Below are 15,707 nucleotides of genomic sequence, written 5' to 3' on the forward strand. Positions count from 1 at the left end.
GCATATGAATGTATGGGATGCAAGATTTAAAAAGGCGGCAGATGCACGATTAAACGATTTCAATTCCAGTATCTCTGTGGATCATCGCATGTACGCCCAAGATATCAAAGGCAGTTGTGCACACGCTATGATGTTAGCACATGAAGGAATTATTTCTTTAGAAGATAGCTTAAGTATCATAACGGGATTGACGCAAATACAAAAGGATATTGAAAGTGGAGTGCTTGCCATTGATGAAACAGCAGAAGATATTCATATGTTTATGGAAAGTGAACTAACCAAACGTATTCAGGATGCAGGAAAACGTCTGCATACCGCACGTTCACGTAATGATCAGGTTGCTCTTGATACCCGTATGTATGCGTTGGATGAAACCGATAAGATCCTTACGGAAATCAAACAGTTTATCAACGTTCTCTTGGATAAAGCACAAGAAAATCTTGATACGATCATGCCTGGCTATACCCATTTGCAAAGAGCGCAGCCCATTACGTTTGCGCATCATCTGATGGCCTATGTTGAAATGCTGAAACGTGATTTACAGCGTTTGCAGGAAAGTAAGAAACGTACGGCGATCCTTCCTTTAGGCAGCGGCGCTTTGGCAACTACAACGTATCCTATCAATCGAGAAATGGTAAAAGAACAATTGGATTTCGACAGTGTTTCTTTGAATAGCTTGGATGGTGTCAGTGATCGTGATTTCTGCATTGAAATAACAAGTGCTTTGGCAATGCTCATGATGCATTTATCACGATTGAGTGAAGAAATCATCCTTTGGTGTTCTTGGGAATTCAAATTCATTGAATTAGATGATGCTTTTGCGACCGGTTCCAGCATCATGCCGCAAAAGAAAAATCCTGATGTCAGCGAACTGGTGAGAGGAAAATGTGGACGTGTCTATGGCGATTTACAAACACTCTTAGTCATGATGAAAGGCTTGCCGCTTGCTTATAATAAGGACATGCAAGAGGATAAGGAAGCCTTGTTTGATGCAATTGATACCGCACACCTTTGTTTAACAACGATGATACCGATGTTGGAAAGTGCAAAAGTTTTAAAAGATAATATGCGAAAAGCAGCAGCAAAGGGATTTATCAATGCAACCGATTGTGCCGATTATTTAACCAAAAAAGGTATGCCATTTCGTGATGCCTATCGAATCATCGGTGCATTGGTGAGCTATGCCCAAGATCATGACAAGACTTTAGAAACCATATCTTTAAACGAGTATCAACAATTTTCTGAACTATTTGAAGAAGATATTTATGAGGCAATTGCTTTAGAAACCTGTGTGCAGATGCGTAAGGTGATAGGAGGTCCGGCTCCGGAAATCGTAGAGGCGCATATCCAAAAGGTAAAAGAAGAGTTAGGAGCGATAGCATGAAAAAAATAAGGGCAGGAGTTATTGGAGCCAGCGGTTATGCCGGTGCTGAGCTGGTAAGATTGTTATGGATGCATCCAGAGGTTGAATTAGCAGGAATTAATTCAAAGAGCTATTTGGGGCAAAAGATTGCAGATCTATATCCAAGTTTTTATCAGATCATCGACTTACCATTTGAAGAGGAAGATAGTGTCATTGCAAAAAGCGATGTTGTATTCGCTTCACTGCCACATGGGTTAAGTGAGCCATTGGCAAAGAAATGTGATGCGCTAGGGAAAGTCTTTATTGATTTAGGTGCTGATTTCCGTCTAGATAATGAAGCTGACTATCAAGAATGGTATCATTTGCAGTATCAAGAACCACAGCTTCATAAAAAGGCGGTATATGGCTTACCGGAGCTTTTTAGAGAGGATATCAAAACAGCTTCCATCATAGGAAATCCAGGCTGCTATCCTACCAGCATCGCATTAGCGTTAGCACCGCTAATGAAATTGGATATCATCCATGAACAGCATTTGATCATAGACAGCAAGTCAGGTACGACAGGTTCAGGAAAGGGATTGAGTGACAGCACCCATTTTCCTCGCCTGAATGAATCCTTTGCACCGTATAAGATTGGTGCCCATCGTCATACTCCGGAAATTGAACAAACGCTGGGCAAACTTTGTGGGAAAGATGTTTCCATTAGCTTTACACCGCATTTGTTGCCAATCAATCGTGGTATCGTATCAACAATCTATGCAGATGCTACAGATGAAATACATGTAGAAGAGCTGTATGCGCAGTATGTAAAGTTTTATGCAAATGAGCCATTTGTACGCGTATTGCCATTAGGAAAAACAGCGGATTTAAAATATATGAAATATACGAATTATTGTGATGTGTCTTTGCATATGGATGAACGTAACCAGCGTATCATTCTCGTATCTGCAATCGACAATATGGTAAAAGGAGCTGGAGGACAAGCAATCCAAAACATGAACATCCGTTTTGGTTATCCAGAAACCATGGGATTAAGCATGGTACCGGCATCTTTTTAAACAAAGAAGGGAAGAAGGAAACGATATGGCAAAGTTATGTGAGAATGGGATTTGTACGCCGAAAGGATTTCAGGCTAGCGGTATCCATTGTGGCATCCGTAAGAATCGAACCAAAAAGGATCTGGCACTGATTTACAGTGAAGTGCCATGCAATGCAGCGGCAACTTATACATTAAATAAGGTAAAAGGAGCACCGATTGCTGTTACCAAACAACATTTACAAGATGGAAAGGCACAGGCCATCATTTGTAATTCCGGTAATGCCAATACCTGTAATGCCAATGGGGTAGAAATAGCGACACAGATGTGTGCTTTATGTGCAGATGCACTTCAGTTAGCTAGTGAGGATATCATTGTGGCAAGTACCGGTGTCATTGGAGAACCATTAAGCATAGATCCTTTTGCGACACATATGGAAGAGCTGGTGACAAAACTTTCGTATGAAGGAGGCAGTGATGCTTGTGAAGGCATCATGACGACGGATACATTTAAAAAAGAATTTGCTGTGAGTTTTCTGCTTGATGGCAAAGAATGTCATATCGGCGGCATGGCAAAGGGAAGTGGCATGATTCATCCCAATATGGCAACGATGTTAGCGTTTTTGACAAGTGATGTGGCCATTTCTTCAGAAATGTTAGATGAAGTTGTGCATGAAGTCGTAAACGATACCTTTAATATGGTCAGCGTGGATGGAGATACTTCGACAAACGATATGCTGTGCATGCTGGCAAATGGATTGGCTGGAAATGAAGTTATTCAGGAAAAAGACGCTGCTTATGCTGTATTTAAAGATGCCCTTATGGATATTTGTACGGAAATTTCTCGTCATATTGCAAAGGATGGAGAAGGTGCAAGCAAATTGTTAACCTGTCAGGTTGTTCATGGAAATGATACGATGACAGCAAAAAAAGTTGCAAAATCCGTTATTACAAGTTCGTTATTCAAAGCTGCCATGTTTGGTAAAGATGCCAACTGGGGCAGAATCTTATGTGCGATTGGCTATTGCGATGCGCAATTTGATATTAACTGCATTGATGTCACCTTACAAAGTGCTTATGGCAGTATGCCGGTCTGTGTGAATGGTGCCGGCTGTGGTTTTGATGAAGAAAGGGCAGTGAAACTATTAAGTGAAGATGAAATCATTATTTTTATCGATATGAAACAAGGGGATGCAAAAGCAACTGCCTGGGGTTGTGATCTGACTTATGACTATGTCAAGATCAATGGCGATTATCGTACGTAAGAGGAGTGAATGCGATGGAAATCAAAGCAGTACAAAAGGCGACGATCTTATCACAAGCCTTGCCATATATTCAAAAATATAATGGAAAAATTGTCGTTATTAAATATGGCGGCAATGCGATGAAAAATGAAACGCTTAAGCAAAATGTGATGAGTGATGTGGTGTTGCTGTCAGAAATCGGTATTAAGGTCGTTTTGGTACATGGTGGTGGACCTGAAATCAATTATATGCTGGATAAAACCGGGAAAGAAAGCCATTTTGTAAATGGTTTACGCTATACCGATGAGGAAACCATGGAAGTAGTACAGATGGTGTTAGCAGGAAAAACCAACAAAGATCTAGTATCCTTAATCAACCAAAAAGGTGCACGAGCAGTTGGTATTAGCGGGATGGATGCGCATATCATTGAAGCTGTACCTTATCAGGCAAAAGGTGCAGATTTAGGATATGTGGGAGCAATTTCTAAAGTGGATGGCTCTTTGATCTTGGATGTTTTAGATAAGGGCTATATTCCTGTTGTTGCCAGTGTTGGCTGTGATAAAGAGGGACATTCTTATAATATTAATGCAGATACAGCAGCAGCAAGCATTGCGGCTGCCTTACATGCAGAAAATATGATTCTTGTCAGTGATATTCCCGGGGTGTTAAAAGATCCAAATGATGAAGCATCGTTGATCTCTTGTATCTATTTGGATGATATTCCTTATTTACAGCAAAGTGGTGTCATCAGCGGAGGAATGATCCCGAAAGTGGAATGCTGTGCAAATGCGCTCCATGGATCGGTAGCAAAAGCAGTTATTATTGATGGCAGAGTACCTCATTCCATCTTGATTGAAATGTTTTCAAAAGATGGTGCTGGTACGATGTTTCAACGGAAGGAGGTTTGATGCAGATGGATATCAAAGAGCAGGATCAAATGTACATTGCGCATACGTATCATCGTTTTGATGCGGTACTGACAAAAGGCAGTCACTGCATTGCGATGGATGCAGATGGAAAATCCTATTTAGATATGACGGCTGGCATAGGTGTTAATGCGTTAGGCTATGCAGATAAAGAATGGGCGAAAGCTGTGAGTGAACAAGCAAATACATTGCCACACGTTTCCAATTTATATTATTCACAACCAGATGGTGATGTTGCCAAGATGTTATGTGAGCGAACCGGCTTTAAAAAAGTAATGTTTGCCAATTCCGGTGCAGAGGCTAATGAAGGTGCCATTAAGCTAGCTCGAAAATATTCCTATGATCATTATGGAAAAGAACGTTATGAAATCATTACCTTAGTAAACTCTTTTCATGGTCGTACGATCACTACGTTAGCGGCAACCGGACAAGCTGCCTTTCATCAATATTTTGATCCATTTACACCAGGTTTCCTTCATGTCCCAGTCAATGATGAAGCTGCTTTAAAACAAGCGCTGAGTAAGCATACTTGTGCGATCATGATTGAACTAATCCAAGGAGAAGGCGGTGTCTTGCCTTTAGCGAAAGCATATGTGCAGACAATTGCTAAGCTATGTAAACAACAGGATATTTTGTTGATCGTAGATGAAGTACAAACCGGTGTGGGACGCTGTGGTACTTTATATGCATATGAACAATATGACATACAGCCTGATATTGTCACAACGGCAAAAGGATTAGGCAATGGTCTTCCGATTGGTGGGGTTTTAATGAATGAAAAACTGCAAGATACCTTTCATCCGGGAGATCATGGTACAACTTTTGGGGGTAATCCTATTGCTTGTGCTGGGGCAAGAGTTGTCTTACAGCGTCTAGATGCTGACTTTTTGCAAGAGGTTATGGATAAGGGCGAGTATTTAAAACAGCAATTAGTAAGTCTTCCCCATATCAAGGCAGTCAATGGTCTGGGGTTGATGCGCGGTGCGGTGTTAGATGAACATGTACAAGCTGTTGATGTAGTAAAAGCCTGTTTACAAAAAGGCCTGCTCATATTAACCGCAAAAGATAAGCTGCGCATGTTGCCTCCTTTAGTGATTACCAAAGGAGAAATTGATCAAGCCATGACGATTCTAAGAGAAGTTTTATCCACAATGGGATAAGAAAGAGAGGAAGCAGAATGAAACATCTATTAACTTTGGCAGATTTATCAAAAGATGAATTATATGAACTTTTGGATTTAGCTGATGCTTTGAAAAAAGAAGTAAAAAAGGGAATTTATACGAAATATCTACGCAATAAAGCCTTGGGTATGATCTTTACCAAGTCCAGCACCCGTACCCGTGTATCCTTTGAAGTGGGAATGCAACAATTAGGTGGAAAGGCCTTATATCTAAATGCGAATGATATGCAGTTAGGACGTGGAGAGCCTATCAAAGATACCGCCCGTGTCTTAAGCCGTTATGTAGATGGCATCATGATTCGTACGTATAAGCAAAGTGATCTCGAAGAACTTGCTGAATATGGCAGTATCCCAATTATCAATGGTTTAACCGATTATGTACATCCTTGTCAGGTGTTAGCAGATTTACAAACAATACGTGAATATAAAGGAAGTTTAGAAGGTTTAAAATTATGTTATATCGGTGCTGGCAACAATATGGCAAACTCCTATATCAATGGGGGTATATTAGCAGGCATGCAGGTGGCTCTGGCTTGTCCTAAGGAATACTTACCCGATACGCAGATATGCGCAAAAGCAGCGACAACCGGACGCTTTACGCTGACACAAGACCCACTAGCAGCCGCAAAAGATGCGGATGTCGTTGTGACAGATGTTTGGGCGAGCATGGGAGAAGAAGGCGAGGCAGAAAAACGTCGTCAAATCTTTGAGGGCGTTTATCAAATTAATGATGCTGTCATGGCACAAGCGAAAAAAGATGCTATGGTATTGCATTGTCTGCCAGCGCATCGTGAAGAAGAAATTACAGCGAAGGTTTTTGAAGAACATGCAAATGAAATTTTCGATGAAGCAGAAAATCGTTTACATGCACAAAAAGCTGTGTTAGTAAAACTTTTGGGTGATTAACTCACCCTTTTCTAATAGAGGTTGATATGCTATATAGGTCATTACTGGACAAATGCACATAAAATCGGTACAATACGGGTAAATAAAGAAAGCTGGGATAAAATGAAAAAACGACTGCTCTTGCTGTTGGTATGTGCTCTTTTAACGGCTTGTACTAGTACAAAACCGGAAAAAGCAGGCGAACCTTCTGAAAATTATTGCAATGATGAAACAAATGCTGGCACTTGTGGCCTTGGTGGAATGGATATGAATGAGTATGATGGTTTTCAGGATCGCGATAATGTTTTTGTGAAAAGTGATATGGCAGAAGCAATTCAACTCTTTCAAAACAAAAAAGATGCTATTCTCTATTTTGGTTTTCCAGATTGTCCATGGTGCATCGAAGCCTTACCTATTATGGATGAGAGTGCCAAAGCACATAAGAAAACCATTTATTATATCCAAACCAGAGATAAAAATAAAAAATTGTTGTATAGTGAAGCACAGAAAAAAGCATTTTTTCCTTACGTTGATGCATTTTTAAAAACGGATAAGAAAGGCGAGAAGAAATTGTATGTACCTTTTGTCGTAGTCGTAAAAAAGGGAAAGGCAATCAAGGCCAATATCGGGACTGTTGAAGGTCATGATGCACATGAACGCAAGATGAATGAGAAAGAGAAAAGGCAATTGCGGAAGATCTATGATGCAATGTTTGAATAAGAGGGAAGTAATATGAATCAAAGTGTTCGAAAATTAACTATTTCAGCCATGTTTTTAGCAGTTGGTATCATCTTACCTATGGCTTTTCATTCTTTTGGTCCTAATGCCGGTGCTACTTTTCTACCAATGCATTTACCTGTTTTACTTTGTGGCTTCTTGTGTGGACCTGCTTACGGTGCTTTCATTGGTGTATTGACTCCATTGCTGAGCTCTTTCTTGACGGGAATGCCTGTGTTAGTTCCAACCGGTATCGCTATGGTATTTGAATTGTCATGTTATGGCTGTTTAAGTGGTTTGTTATTGAAACACTGTCATCTGTATGTAGCTTTGATCTTAACGATGCTTGCCGGACGTATTGTTAACGGTATCGTGAACTTGATCTTGTTAAGCTTTATGGGAAAAGCTTATACACTGACAATCTTTTTGACAGTTTCCTTTATTACCGCCATTCCGGGCATCTTACTGCAATTGCTATTAGTTCCATTGCTTGTAAAAGCAATTACGCATTTTCAACAGCACGCTAAAGACGATGCATAACCATATAAAAAAGCATTTGGTCAATATGAACAAATGCTTTTTTCATAGGAATTTACTCATTACTCAGCAAATACGATAGTACCATTCTTTAAAGAAGCAATACGTGCTTGCGCATAGACATCATATCCTAAAGCTTGTACTTGCTTACGACCGGATTGAAATGCTTTTTCAATAACAATGCCAATGCCGCAAATGGTAGCTTGAGCTTCTTTTAATACGCGTATGGCGCCTAAGCATGCTTCTCCATTTGCCATAAAATCGTCAATAAAGAGCACGTTATCCTCGCTGCTGATGTATTTTTTGCTAATGACAATTTCATAATCTCGATCCTTTGTAAAGGAATGAATGTTTGTATGATAACAATCATCCGTCATGATCTTACTGGGATTCTTTTTCATATAAACAACAGGAACATGTAATAGATACCCTAAAAAGACACAAGGAGCAATACCACTCGTTTCAATGGTTACAATTTTTGTGATCTTTTGATCTTTAAAATGTTCTTTAAAATCTTCAGCTAGCTGCATCATCAAACGCGTATCGATTTGATGATTTAAAAAGGCATCTACTTTTAAAACATCGTCATTTGGTACTTCACCATACGTGCGTATATATTCTTCTAACAACTTCATAACTTTTTCGACTCTCTTTCTTTTCTTTTGTCTGTACTATTATAACGAAAATGGTAAGAGAAATCATCCCTAATTTTAATTTTTACCTTACACTTGTTTTCATATGCTTAAAAAAGATAAGTGTTATCTGCTTTAGATAAGCAAACGATAGTCGACAAAGGTTACTAAGAAAGTAACTAAGGAAGTAATTTAGTCTTGCATGATAGAAAGCAAGTTGATATGATAATGAGCAGTGAGGTGATGGGATGAAAAAACAATATGCAAATTTGATGCTTGTGTTTGTGACAATTATTTGGGGCGGAGGATTTTTAGCAACAAATGGTGCGCTTGTGGCGATTTCACCATTTTATGTTATGATGATTCGCTTTGTTGGCGCTGCCATTTTTCCGGTATGTTTTTGTTGGAAAAAATTAAGACAATTGAGTAAAGATGAAATACGACATGGGATTATTACAGGTGTTTTCTTATTTTTAGCCTTTGCTTTTCAGACATTTGGGCTTAAATATTCATCACCTAGCAAAAATGCTTTTTTGACAGCCACAAATGTTGTGTTTGTACCATATTTGCTATGGTTGTTATTTCATAGAAGGCCACATAAAAAAGAAATCATCGCTAGCCTATTATGTGTGGGTGGTATTGCATTGTTGACGTTACGTGTTGATGCGTTCATGATTGGTTTTGGAGATCTATTATCCATCATCTGTGCATTATTTTTTGCGTTACATATCATTGCGTTAGAGCGTTATAGTGCACATACGGATGCTTTCTGTATGACAGCCATGCAGATGGTAACAGCCGGTGTGTTGTCTACAATCTGTGCTTTAGCCTTTGAAAAAGCTCCAGCAACTCTTGGACTTGAGGCTTTAGGGAATGTAGGTTATCTTATTTTTATATCCACGTTATTGGCATATTTATTACAAACGTATGCTCAAAAGTATACAACAGCCAATACAGCAAGCTTGATATTATCTATGGAAGCTTTGTTTGCATCCATCTTTTCCTTTCTCATTTTGCATGAAATGATGACGCTGCCAATGTTGGTGGGAGCCTGCATGATTTTTGGCAGTGTGCTTTATATGGAATATAAACCAACAAAAAAGGAATAACATCAGAGATACTATCGTATATAAAAAAGGAAGGTATAAACTATTGATTGTCTTCCATAACGCACGGTTGTATACGGATAAAACGAAAAGCATGAAGATAAAAATATTAAAGTTAAATACTAGATACTAAATGCTTTTGTTTCTAGATGGTAAACAAAAACATTTTTAGATAAAAAGGATGAAAAAATTAAAAATCGTCTTTTGCTCTTTGTTTTCTTATGCTATAATGTGCTTGTTAAAAAAAGCACAAGCAAATTTGCTTGCATAAAGAGGAAGTATGGGAGGATATTATGTCATTATTTGATCATGAAGCTAGACAATTCAAATTCGATGTTTTACGTGAAGTAAGTAAACGCAGTTTTGAAGGAAAATTGAATGAGGATACATGTGATGAAGTTGCGAATCTTTTGATTCCAGGAAAACGGGCAGATTTTCGTTGCTGTATCTATAAAGAAAAGGAGATTATTCGTCAGCGTACGCGCATGGCGATGGGAAAACCTCCGGTACCTGTTGAACATGAAAATAAACGTCAGATCGTACGTGTCATTGATGCAGCATGTGATGGCTGTAGCATCCATAAAATCCAGGTGACAGATAATTGCCGCAAATGTATGGCTAAAGCATGTTTGTCTGCTTGTAAATTTGATGCAATTCATATGGGGAATGATCATGCTTTTATTGATTATGATAAATGTAAAGAATGTGGTGCTTGTAAAAATGCATGTCCATTCAATGCTATCGTAGAAACACAGCGTCCATGTATGAAGAGCTGTCCTGTAGATGCCATCAGTATGGGAGAAAGTGGATTGGCTGAAATTGATGAAGAAAAATGTATTAATTGTGGTGCATGCCAGGCAAAATGTCCATTTGGAGCAATCGAAGATATGTCTTGGATGGTCGATGTTATCGAAGAATTGAAAAAAGGTACAGAGATGTATGCTATTTTTGCTCCAGCAATGCAAGGGCAGTTTGATAATGCTACATTGCCGCAAGTGATGGAAGGAATACGTCAATTAGGATTCCGTGATGTATATGAAGCTGCAATTGGAGCGGATGCAGTTGCATGGTATGAAAAAGAAGATGCGAAGAAACATAAGGCTGAAGGAAAGAAGATTACTACATCTTGTTGTCCAGCATTTGTGAATATGGCAAAACAGCATTTCCCAACTGTCTATGAAAATAACGTATCCCATATGGTTAGCCCTATGGTGGCAACTTCTCGTTATTTGAAAAAACAGTATCCAGGAGCGAAAACGGTCTTTATTGGACCTTGTGTGGCAAAAAAACAAGAAGTGCAGGATAATGATGTAGATTACTGTTTGACATTTGAAGAACTAGGTGCAATGTTTGTATCAAAACACATTTCACCAGAAAATGTAACAGCAAGAGAAGGCGATACAGCTTCTGTTCACGGACGTAATTTCTCTATCGGCGGCGGTGTTTCAAAGGCGGTTGTCGAAGCATTGAAAGAAAATGACGATGAAACCATTACGGCTCAATATGCAGATGGAAGCGCAGAATGTAAAAAGGCTTTATTGATGATGAAGGTGAACCGTTTCCAGGCGGATGTATTGGAAGGTATGGCATGTCAAGGCGGTTGTATTTGTGGACCTGCAACAATTGAAAATGGTATGAAAGTCAAGGCTAAGATGGCTAAAGAAAATTTACCATTAAAAGATAAAACAATTGCCTCTACTTTGGAAGCATTTGATTTTTCAGATATTGACTTACATCACTAAGAAAGCAACGTTAAAATGATAAGCATCTGTCGACATGTTTTGACAGATGCTTTGTTTTTCAATGTGATACAATCATTCTGGTGATGATGATGGAATTTTATGCAGTTAAACAAAATTTTTATGTGATGTTAAAGAAACATCCTAACGTATGTCAGGATATCACAGTATTGTCTAATGAACAATGTGATGCTATTTTACATAAGATAGATGCTGAGATGCTATATACAAGTGCAATTTCTTATTTTGATCAGATGGTACAATGGAATCATGAATTCATGCGATTAAAAGATGAGTTGCAAGATTGTTGTTATGAGATACAACTTCATACATATTCTATATCACTGGATAATGCAGATAATCCCTTTTTAAATTTATTAGTTCGTAAGTATCCATATCACGTATTACTTCCTCAAGAAGTTTAAAGATGGATTTCTTAGCGAAAACTATTGTAAAATCATTATAAAAATAGTAAAATAACCTTAATGTAAGGAGGATTACATATGGATTTCGTTAGTTCGATTTTATTTACACTGGCAGGATTGCTTATCGGTGCTTTTTTAGGATTCTATTTTACAAAGAAGAAGTTTGAGAAAGAACTGAAGGAGAATCCCCCAATCAATGAAAAGATGATTCGTGCAATGTTCTTACAGATGGGCAGAAAACCATCAGAAGCACAGATCAAACAGATAATGAAATCAGTAAATGCGAACAGATAAACACGGGCAACCGTGTTTTCTTTTGGACTAACGAATTTGTAAGATTGCCAGTTTGTGGACAAAGCTATGCTATAATCATGTATGTAAAGTGGTGATAAGATGAAAAGAATAATAAAAAAACTAATCAGTATCTTCCTACTGCTGCTCTTAATCATGAGTATCTTGTTTATCGGTATCGGTTATGTAAATTATGTGAAGGCAATTGATGATGTGAGTATTGCAGATAAGGTGGCTGAAATAAGAAAACGTCCACATTATGTGACGTTTGATAAGATAAACGAAAATTTATTTACAGCTACTGTGGCAATTGAAGATAGACGGTTCTATGAACATCATGGCGTGGAATATCGCTCCATGTTACGGGCGGCGGTTACAAATGTGTTTGCTCATGGTATTGTCGGAGGTGGAAGCACGATAACGCAACAACTTGCTAAAAATCTTTATTTTGACTATCAGCCAAGTTATTTACGTAAGGTAAGTGAGATTTTCGTTGCATATGATCTTGAAAAAAAACTAAGCAAAAAAGAAATATTAGAACTTTATGTCAACGTAATTAATTATGGTGATAATCATATTGGAATCTATGAGGCTGCACATGGCTACTTTCATAAAGAACCAAGCGAGTTGACCATCGATGAGGCAACGTTATTAGCTGGGTTACCACAATCACCGAGTAATTATCAATTAAGCAATCATTATAAGGAAGCAAGGCTGCGGCAAAAACAGGTATTGGAAGCTATGGTAGATACAGATGTTTTGACTTCACATGAGATGCAGCAACTTTTGCAATAAAGTGAGAAGAGGATATAAAATAGAGGAAACTTAACACTTTATAACAATCTATTTTAACCCTCTTTTTTTATGGATTTTTTAACAAAAAAACTGCCCGATTTCCATGGGACAGTTTACTTTTATCTATATGGTGCCCGAGGCCGGACTCGAACCGGCACGGTATCGCTACCGACGGATTTTGAGTCCGTTGCGTCTACCAGTTTCACCACTCGGGCATTGCTCGATTATTATAGCGTACTTTATTGTGAATTGCAATCTTTTTTTGTAATTTTTTTATAGAAATTTCATAACTGTGAAATATAGCTGTTTGTAAGCAAACATTATCTTTTGCAGACATAGTTTTTTTGTGCAGCTATTAATGGAAATGGTTCACTTCTGATACAGTGCAATGCTTCTGACATTTCACTAGATAATGATTTCTAAATCAATTCTGAGTATATTTAGTTATGGCGAATATAAACTAAGCACTTAAGTCGTAGGGCTAAGAGGTTGTCCCATCTATATTTACTATATCAATAGGGCAAAATATCGAAAGCTTTCCACCTGCATAGATTGCTGTTTTGCGTTTGACAAAATATAGATGTGCGCTATAATAAGTAACGTTTATTTTAATAGCTCAAAATGGTAAAAGGAGAGAGAACTATGAAGGCAGCACAAGAAGTGGATTTAGGAAAAGAAGCAGTAAAAAAATTGTTTTTTATGCTGGCGATTCCGGCGATTCTTTCACAATTGGTCAATGCTTTATATAATATGGTAGATCGTATGTATATTGGTCATATTGCTGATGTTGGTGCAACGGCTTTGACAGGTGTCGGCGTATGCTTTCCAATCATTATGATCATATCTGCCTTTGCACAGCTGGTAGGTACCGGAGGAGCACCAAGAGCATCTATTTTTATGGGGCGAGGGGATGATAAAAGCGCTGAAAAGATTTTGGGCAATTGCTTTACATCTTTATTACTATGTTCCATCATTTTAACAATCGTTGTTATAGTGTTTCAAAAACCGTTGTTGTTGGCATTTGGCGCTAGTGAAAATACATTGCCATATGCACAGCAATATATGTTTATTTATGCGCTTGGAACTTTGTTTGTACAGATGACTTTAGGGATGAATGCCTTTATTTCGGCGCAAGGTTTTTCCAAAATCAGTATGTTAACTGTTGTTATTGGTGCAATCATTAATATTGTGCTCGATCCCATATTGATGTTTGTGTTGAAGCTAGGTGTTCAGGGTGCGGCATTAGCAACTGTGTTATCACAAGGAATTTCTTGTGTTTGGGTCTTGTGTTTTCTAAATGGATCGAAAACAAGATTGCATTTACATAAAGCTAATATGCGCATTCAAACTAAAATTTTACTTCCTTGTATTGCTTTGGGTACAGCTCCATTCATTATGCAGGCTACCGAAAGTTTATTGGTGTTGTGTTTTAATTCATCTCTTTTGCGTTATGGAGGTGATCTGGCAGTAGGGGCAATGACGATTCTATCAAGTTTGATGCAGTTTGCGATGTTGCCATTAAGCGGATTCACGCAAGGTGCACAGCCGATTATCAGTTATAATTATGGCGCTAATCAGGCGAAGCGCGTAAAACAGGCTTTTCGAATTTTGATGATCAGTTGTTTGAGTTATGCTGCAATCATGTGGTTGATTTGTATGGCGGTGCCACAACTTCCTACTGCTGTGTTCACAAGTGATGTTGCTTTATCTGATATTACCATTTGGGCAATTCGTATTTATATGGCTGGTAGTATCTTGATGGGTGCTCAAATTGCTTGTCAACAAACCTTTATTGCTTTAGGCAATGCAAAAACTTCAGCGTTTCTTGCCCTGTTTCGTAAAATATTGGTGTTAATTCCTTTGATTTATCTTCTGCCAATGTTTTTCACGGATAAGGTGTTTGCGGTGTTTTTGGCAGAACCGATTGCAGATACATTGGCAGTAATGACGACCGTCATATTATTTGTTCGATATTTTAGAAATTTATTACAAGATATGGAAGCTAAAGAAACACATAGCTATGAAGAGTGTGATGCACTTAATGAATATCATGAGTCAATGGAATAGAAATATGCGATGGTAAGTAACTTTGCGTAATAATGGGTATTGAGCTGCAATATGTGATACTTAAAAGATATCAGTTATGAAAAGAATAATGTTCGGTTATGAAAGAATAATATAAGAATCGAATGATTCATGATCACGTGTGGCAATGCGAGGATGAACATATATCGGATAAGATTACCATTATTTTATATAATTGAATATGTTTTTCTTTATATGATGAATTGACGTTATATCATTTATTTGTTATTTTATCAAAAACCTTAGTTGGATATGTGTCAAGAAGATGTGTATTATGAAAGAGGATTAAAAGGCAACACGAATGAATATATAGGATAGGTTGTTCGCGTGACAAAAATTGTCGTGTGTTGACTGTGCTTAGCATACGCTTTTTTTATATGTCTTGAACGATATAGTAAAGCGAAAATGAAGATGCATGAAGATAAAAGGGATGAAAATGAAAGGTAAGGGATAATGGGCTGAAGTAAAGGTTTTAAAAAAAGTGAAAAAAATAAAAAATAAGCGTTGACATGAAAGATAAATTGATGTATTATAAACAGGCACTCAACGAGAGTGACGTCCACCAAACAGTGGATGCTATCGGTCTTTGAAAACTGAACAGGAAACGTCAATTTCAATGAAAAAGAGAAGTAATTCTCGGATAAACAAATAAAGAAAAACGTTAGTAAACGTTTTGAGCTAAATCAAATGGAGAGTTTGATCCTGGCTCAGGATGAACGCTGGCGGCATGCCTAATACATGCAAGT

At 38.0% G+C, this 15,707-nt stretch carries 15 protein-coding genes, 1 tRNA gene and 1 rRNA gene; 15 read left to right on the forward strand and 2 right to left on the reverse strand.

Annotation, left to right across the window (positions count from 1 at the left end; translation table 11 throughout):
* Positions 1-4: 4 nt before the first annotated feature.
* The 8 genes from argH (at position 5) to EDD61_RS09795 (ending at position 7,891) form a co-directional block, all read left to right on the forward strand.
* Positions 5-1,384, forward strand: coding sequence for an argininosuccinate lyase (argH, locus tag EDD61_RS09760; RefSeq protein ID WP_132225194.1), 1,380 nt, complete (start codon positions 5-7; stop codon positions 1,382-1,384).
* Positions 1,381-2,421 (forward strand): N-acetyl-gamma-glutamyl-phosphate reductase, encoded by a 1,041-nt coding sequence (gene argC, locus EDD61_RS09765; protein ID WP_132225196.1) that lies wholly within the window; start codon positions 1,381-1,383, stop codon positions 2,419-2,421. Before argH ends, argC begins: the two co-directional genes overlap by 4 nt.
* A gap of 25 nt (positions 2,422-2,446) precedes the next feature.
* Positions 2,447-3,664, forward strand: coding sequence for a bifunctional glutamate N-acetyltransferase/amino-acid acetyltransferase ArgJ (gene argJ, locus EDD61_RS09770; protein ID WP_008979055.1), 1,218 nt, complete (start codon positions 2,447-2,449; stop codon positions 3,662-3,664).
* Positions 3,665-3,678: 14 nt separating this feature from the next.
* A complete protein-coding gene (gene argB, locus EDD61_RS09775; protein WP_008688763.1) occupies positions 3,679-4,551 on the forward strand; it encodes an acetylglutamate kinase in 873 nt (290 codons plus the stop codon).
* Between the two features lie 5 nt (positions 4,552-4,556).
* Positions 4,557-5,729: an aspartate aminotransferase family protein gene (locus EDD61_RS09780; protein ID WP_165877206.1), complete on the forward strand. Its 1,173-nt coding sequence runs from the start codon at positions 4,557-4,559 to the stop codon at positions 5,727-5,729.
* A 17-nt stretch (positions 5,730-5,746) separates the two neighbouring features.
* Complete coding sequence (argF, locus tag EDD61_RS09785) at positions 5,747-6,655, forward strand: ornithine carbamoyltransferase (RefSeq protein WP_132225200.1); 909 nt, start codon at positions 5,747-5,749, stop codon at positions 6,653-6,655.
* Positions 6,656-6,757: 102 nt separating this feature from the next.
* Complete coding sequence (locus EDD61_RS09790) at positions 6,758-7,354, forward strand: thioredoxin domain-containing protein (RefSeq protein WP_132225202.1); 597 nt, start codon at positions 6,758-6,760, stop codon at positions 7,352-7,354.
* A 12-nt stretch (positions 7,355-7,366) separates the two neighbouring features.
* Complete coding sequence (locus EDD61_RS09795; protein ID WP_008688757.1) at positions 7,367-7,891, forward strand: ECF transporter S component; 525 nt, start codon at positions 7,367-7,369, stop codon at positions 7,889-7,891.
* 59 nt (positions 7,892-7,950) lie between these two features.
* Here EDD61_RS09795 and EDD61_RS09800 read toward each other — a convergent pair whose 3' ends face one another.
* Complete coding sequence (locus EDD61_RS09800) at positions 7,951-8,523, reverse strand: xanthine phosphoribosyltransferase (RefSeq protein WP_008688756.1); 573 nt, start codon at positions 8,521-8,523, stop codon at positions 7,951-7,953.
* 245 nt (positions 8,524-8,768) lie between these two features.
* On the opposite strand from EDD61_RS09800, the gene EDD61_RS09805 reads away from it, so the two are divergent.
* The 5 genes from EDD61_RS09805 to EDD61_RS09825 all read left to right on the forward strand — a co-directional run bounded on the left by EDD61_RS09805 (position 8,769) and on the right by EDD61_RS09825 (position 12,876).
* On the forward strand, positions 8,769-9,629 hold the full coding sequence (locus EDD61_RS09805; RefSeq protein WP_132225204.1) for a DMT family transporter: 861 nt from the start codon (positions 8,769-8,771) through the stop codon (positions 9,627-9,629).
* Between the two features lie 290 nt (positions 9,630-9,919).
* Positions 9,920-11,368, forward strand: coding sequence for a 4Fe-4S dicluster domain-containing protein (locus EDD61_RS09810; RefSeq protein ID WP_008979061.1), 1,449 nt, complete (start codon positions 9,920-9,922; stop codon positions 11,366-11,368).
* A gap of 89 nt (positions 11,369-11,457) precedes the next feature.
* Entirely contained in the window at positions 11,458-11,790 is a 333-nt protein-coding gene (locus EDD61_RS09815; protein WP_017144640.1) for a hypothetical protein, read from the forward strand.
* A gap of 78 nt (positions 11,791-11,868) precedes the next feature.
* Complete coding sequence (locus EDD61_RS09820) at positions 11,869-12,084, forward strand: YneF family protein (protein WP_008688752.1); 216 nt, start codon at positions 11,869-11,871, stop codon at positions 12,082-12,084.
* Positions 12,085-12,183: 99 nt separating this feature from the next.
* Complete coding sequence (locus tag EDD61_RS09825) at positions 12,184-12,876, forward strand: biosynthetic peptidoglycan transglycosylase (RefSeq protein WP_117547380.1); 693 nt, start codon at positions 12,184-12,186, stop codon at positions 12,874-12,876.
* A gap of 128 nt (positions 12,877-13,004) precedes the next feature.
* Here the strand turns inward: EDD61_RS09825 and EDD61_RS09830 are convergent.
* A tRNA-Leu gene (locus EDD61_RS09830) sits at positions 13,005-13,091 on the reverse strand.
* A gap of 427 nt (positions 13,092-13,518) precedes the next feature.
* Here EDD61_RS09830 and EDD61_RS09835 point away from each other — a divergent pair.
* Together EDD61_RS09835 and EDD61_RS09840 are read left to right on the forward strand one after the other, a co-directional pair.
* A complete protein-coding gene (locus tag EDD61_RS09835) occupies positions 13,519-14,943 on the forward strand; it encodes an MATE family efflux transporter (protein WP_132225206.1) in 1,425 nt (474 codons plus the stop codon).
* A gap of 702 nt (positions 14,944-15,645) precedes the next feature.
* Positions 15,646-15,707 (forward strand): 16S ribosomal RNA (locus EDD61_RS09840); the annotation flags it as partial.

This window comes from Longicatena caecimuris (assembly GCF_004341945.1).
Classification (GTDB): Bacteria; Bacillota_I; Bacilli_A; order Erysipelotrichales; family Erysipelotrichaceae; genus Longicatena; species Longicatena caecimuris.

Excerpts from the sequence above, each read along its gene's own strand:
- argH (WP_132225194.1), top strand. The coding sequence starts at position 5 with ATGAATGTATGGGATGCAAGATTTAAAAAGGCGGCAGATGCACGATTA.
- argC (WP_132225196.1), top strand. The coding sequence starts at position 1,381 with ATGAAAAAAATAAGGGCAGGAGTTATTGGAGCCAGCGGTTATGCCGGT.
- argJ (WP_008979055.1), top strand. The coding sequence starts at position 2,447 with ATGGCAAAGTTATGTGAGAATGGGATTTGTACGCCGAAAGGATTTCAG.
- argB (WP_008688763.1), top strand. The coding sequence starts at position 3,679 with ATGGAAATCAAAGCAGTACAAAAGGCGACGATCTTATCACAAGCCTTG.
- EDD61_RS09780 (WP_165877206.1), top strand. The coding sequence starts at position 4,557 with ATGGATATCAAAGAGCAGGATCAAATGTACATTGCGCATACGTATCAT.
- argF (WP_132225200.1), top strand. The coding sequence starts at position 5,747 with ATGAAACATCTATTAACTTTGGCAGATTTATCAAAAGATGAATTATAT.
- EDD61_RS09790 (WP_132225202.1), top strand. The coding sequence starts at position 6,758 with ATGAAAAAACGACTGCTCTTGCTGTTGGTATGTGCTCTTTTAACGGCT.
- EDD61_RS09795 (WP_008688757.1), top strand. The coding sequence starts at position 7,367 with ATGAATCAAAGTGTTCGAAAATTAACTATTTCAGCCATGTTTTTAGCA.
- EDD61_RS09800 (WP_008688756.1), bottom strand. The coding sequence starts at position 8,523 with ATGAAGTTGTTAGAAGAATATATACGCACGTATGGTGAAGTACCAAAT.
- EDD61_RS09805 (WP_132225204.1), top strand. The coding sequence starts at position 8,769 with ATGAAAAAACAATATGCAAATTTGATGCTTGTGTTTGTGACAATTATT.
- EDD61_RS09810 (WP_008979061.1), top strand. The coding sequence starts at position 9,920 with ATGTCATTATTTGATCATGAAGCTAGACAATTCAAATTCGATGTTTTA.
- EDD61_RS09815 (WP_017144640.1), top strand. The coding sequence starts at position 11,458 with ATGGAATTTTATGCAGTTAAACAAAATTTTTATGTGATGTTAAAGAAA.
- EDD61_RS09820 (WP_008688752.1), top strand. The coding sequence starts at position 11,869 with ATGGATTTCGTTAGTTCGATTTTATTTACACTGGCAGGATTGCTTATC.
- EDD61_RS09825 (WP_117547380.1), top strand. The coding sequence starts at position 12,184 with ATGAAAAGAATAATAAAAAAACTAATCAGTATCTTCCTACTGCTGCTC.
- EDD61_RS09835 (WP_132225206.1), top strand. The coding sequence starts at position 13,519 with ATGAAGGCAGCACAAGAAGTGGATTTAGGAAAAGAAGCAGTAAAAAAA.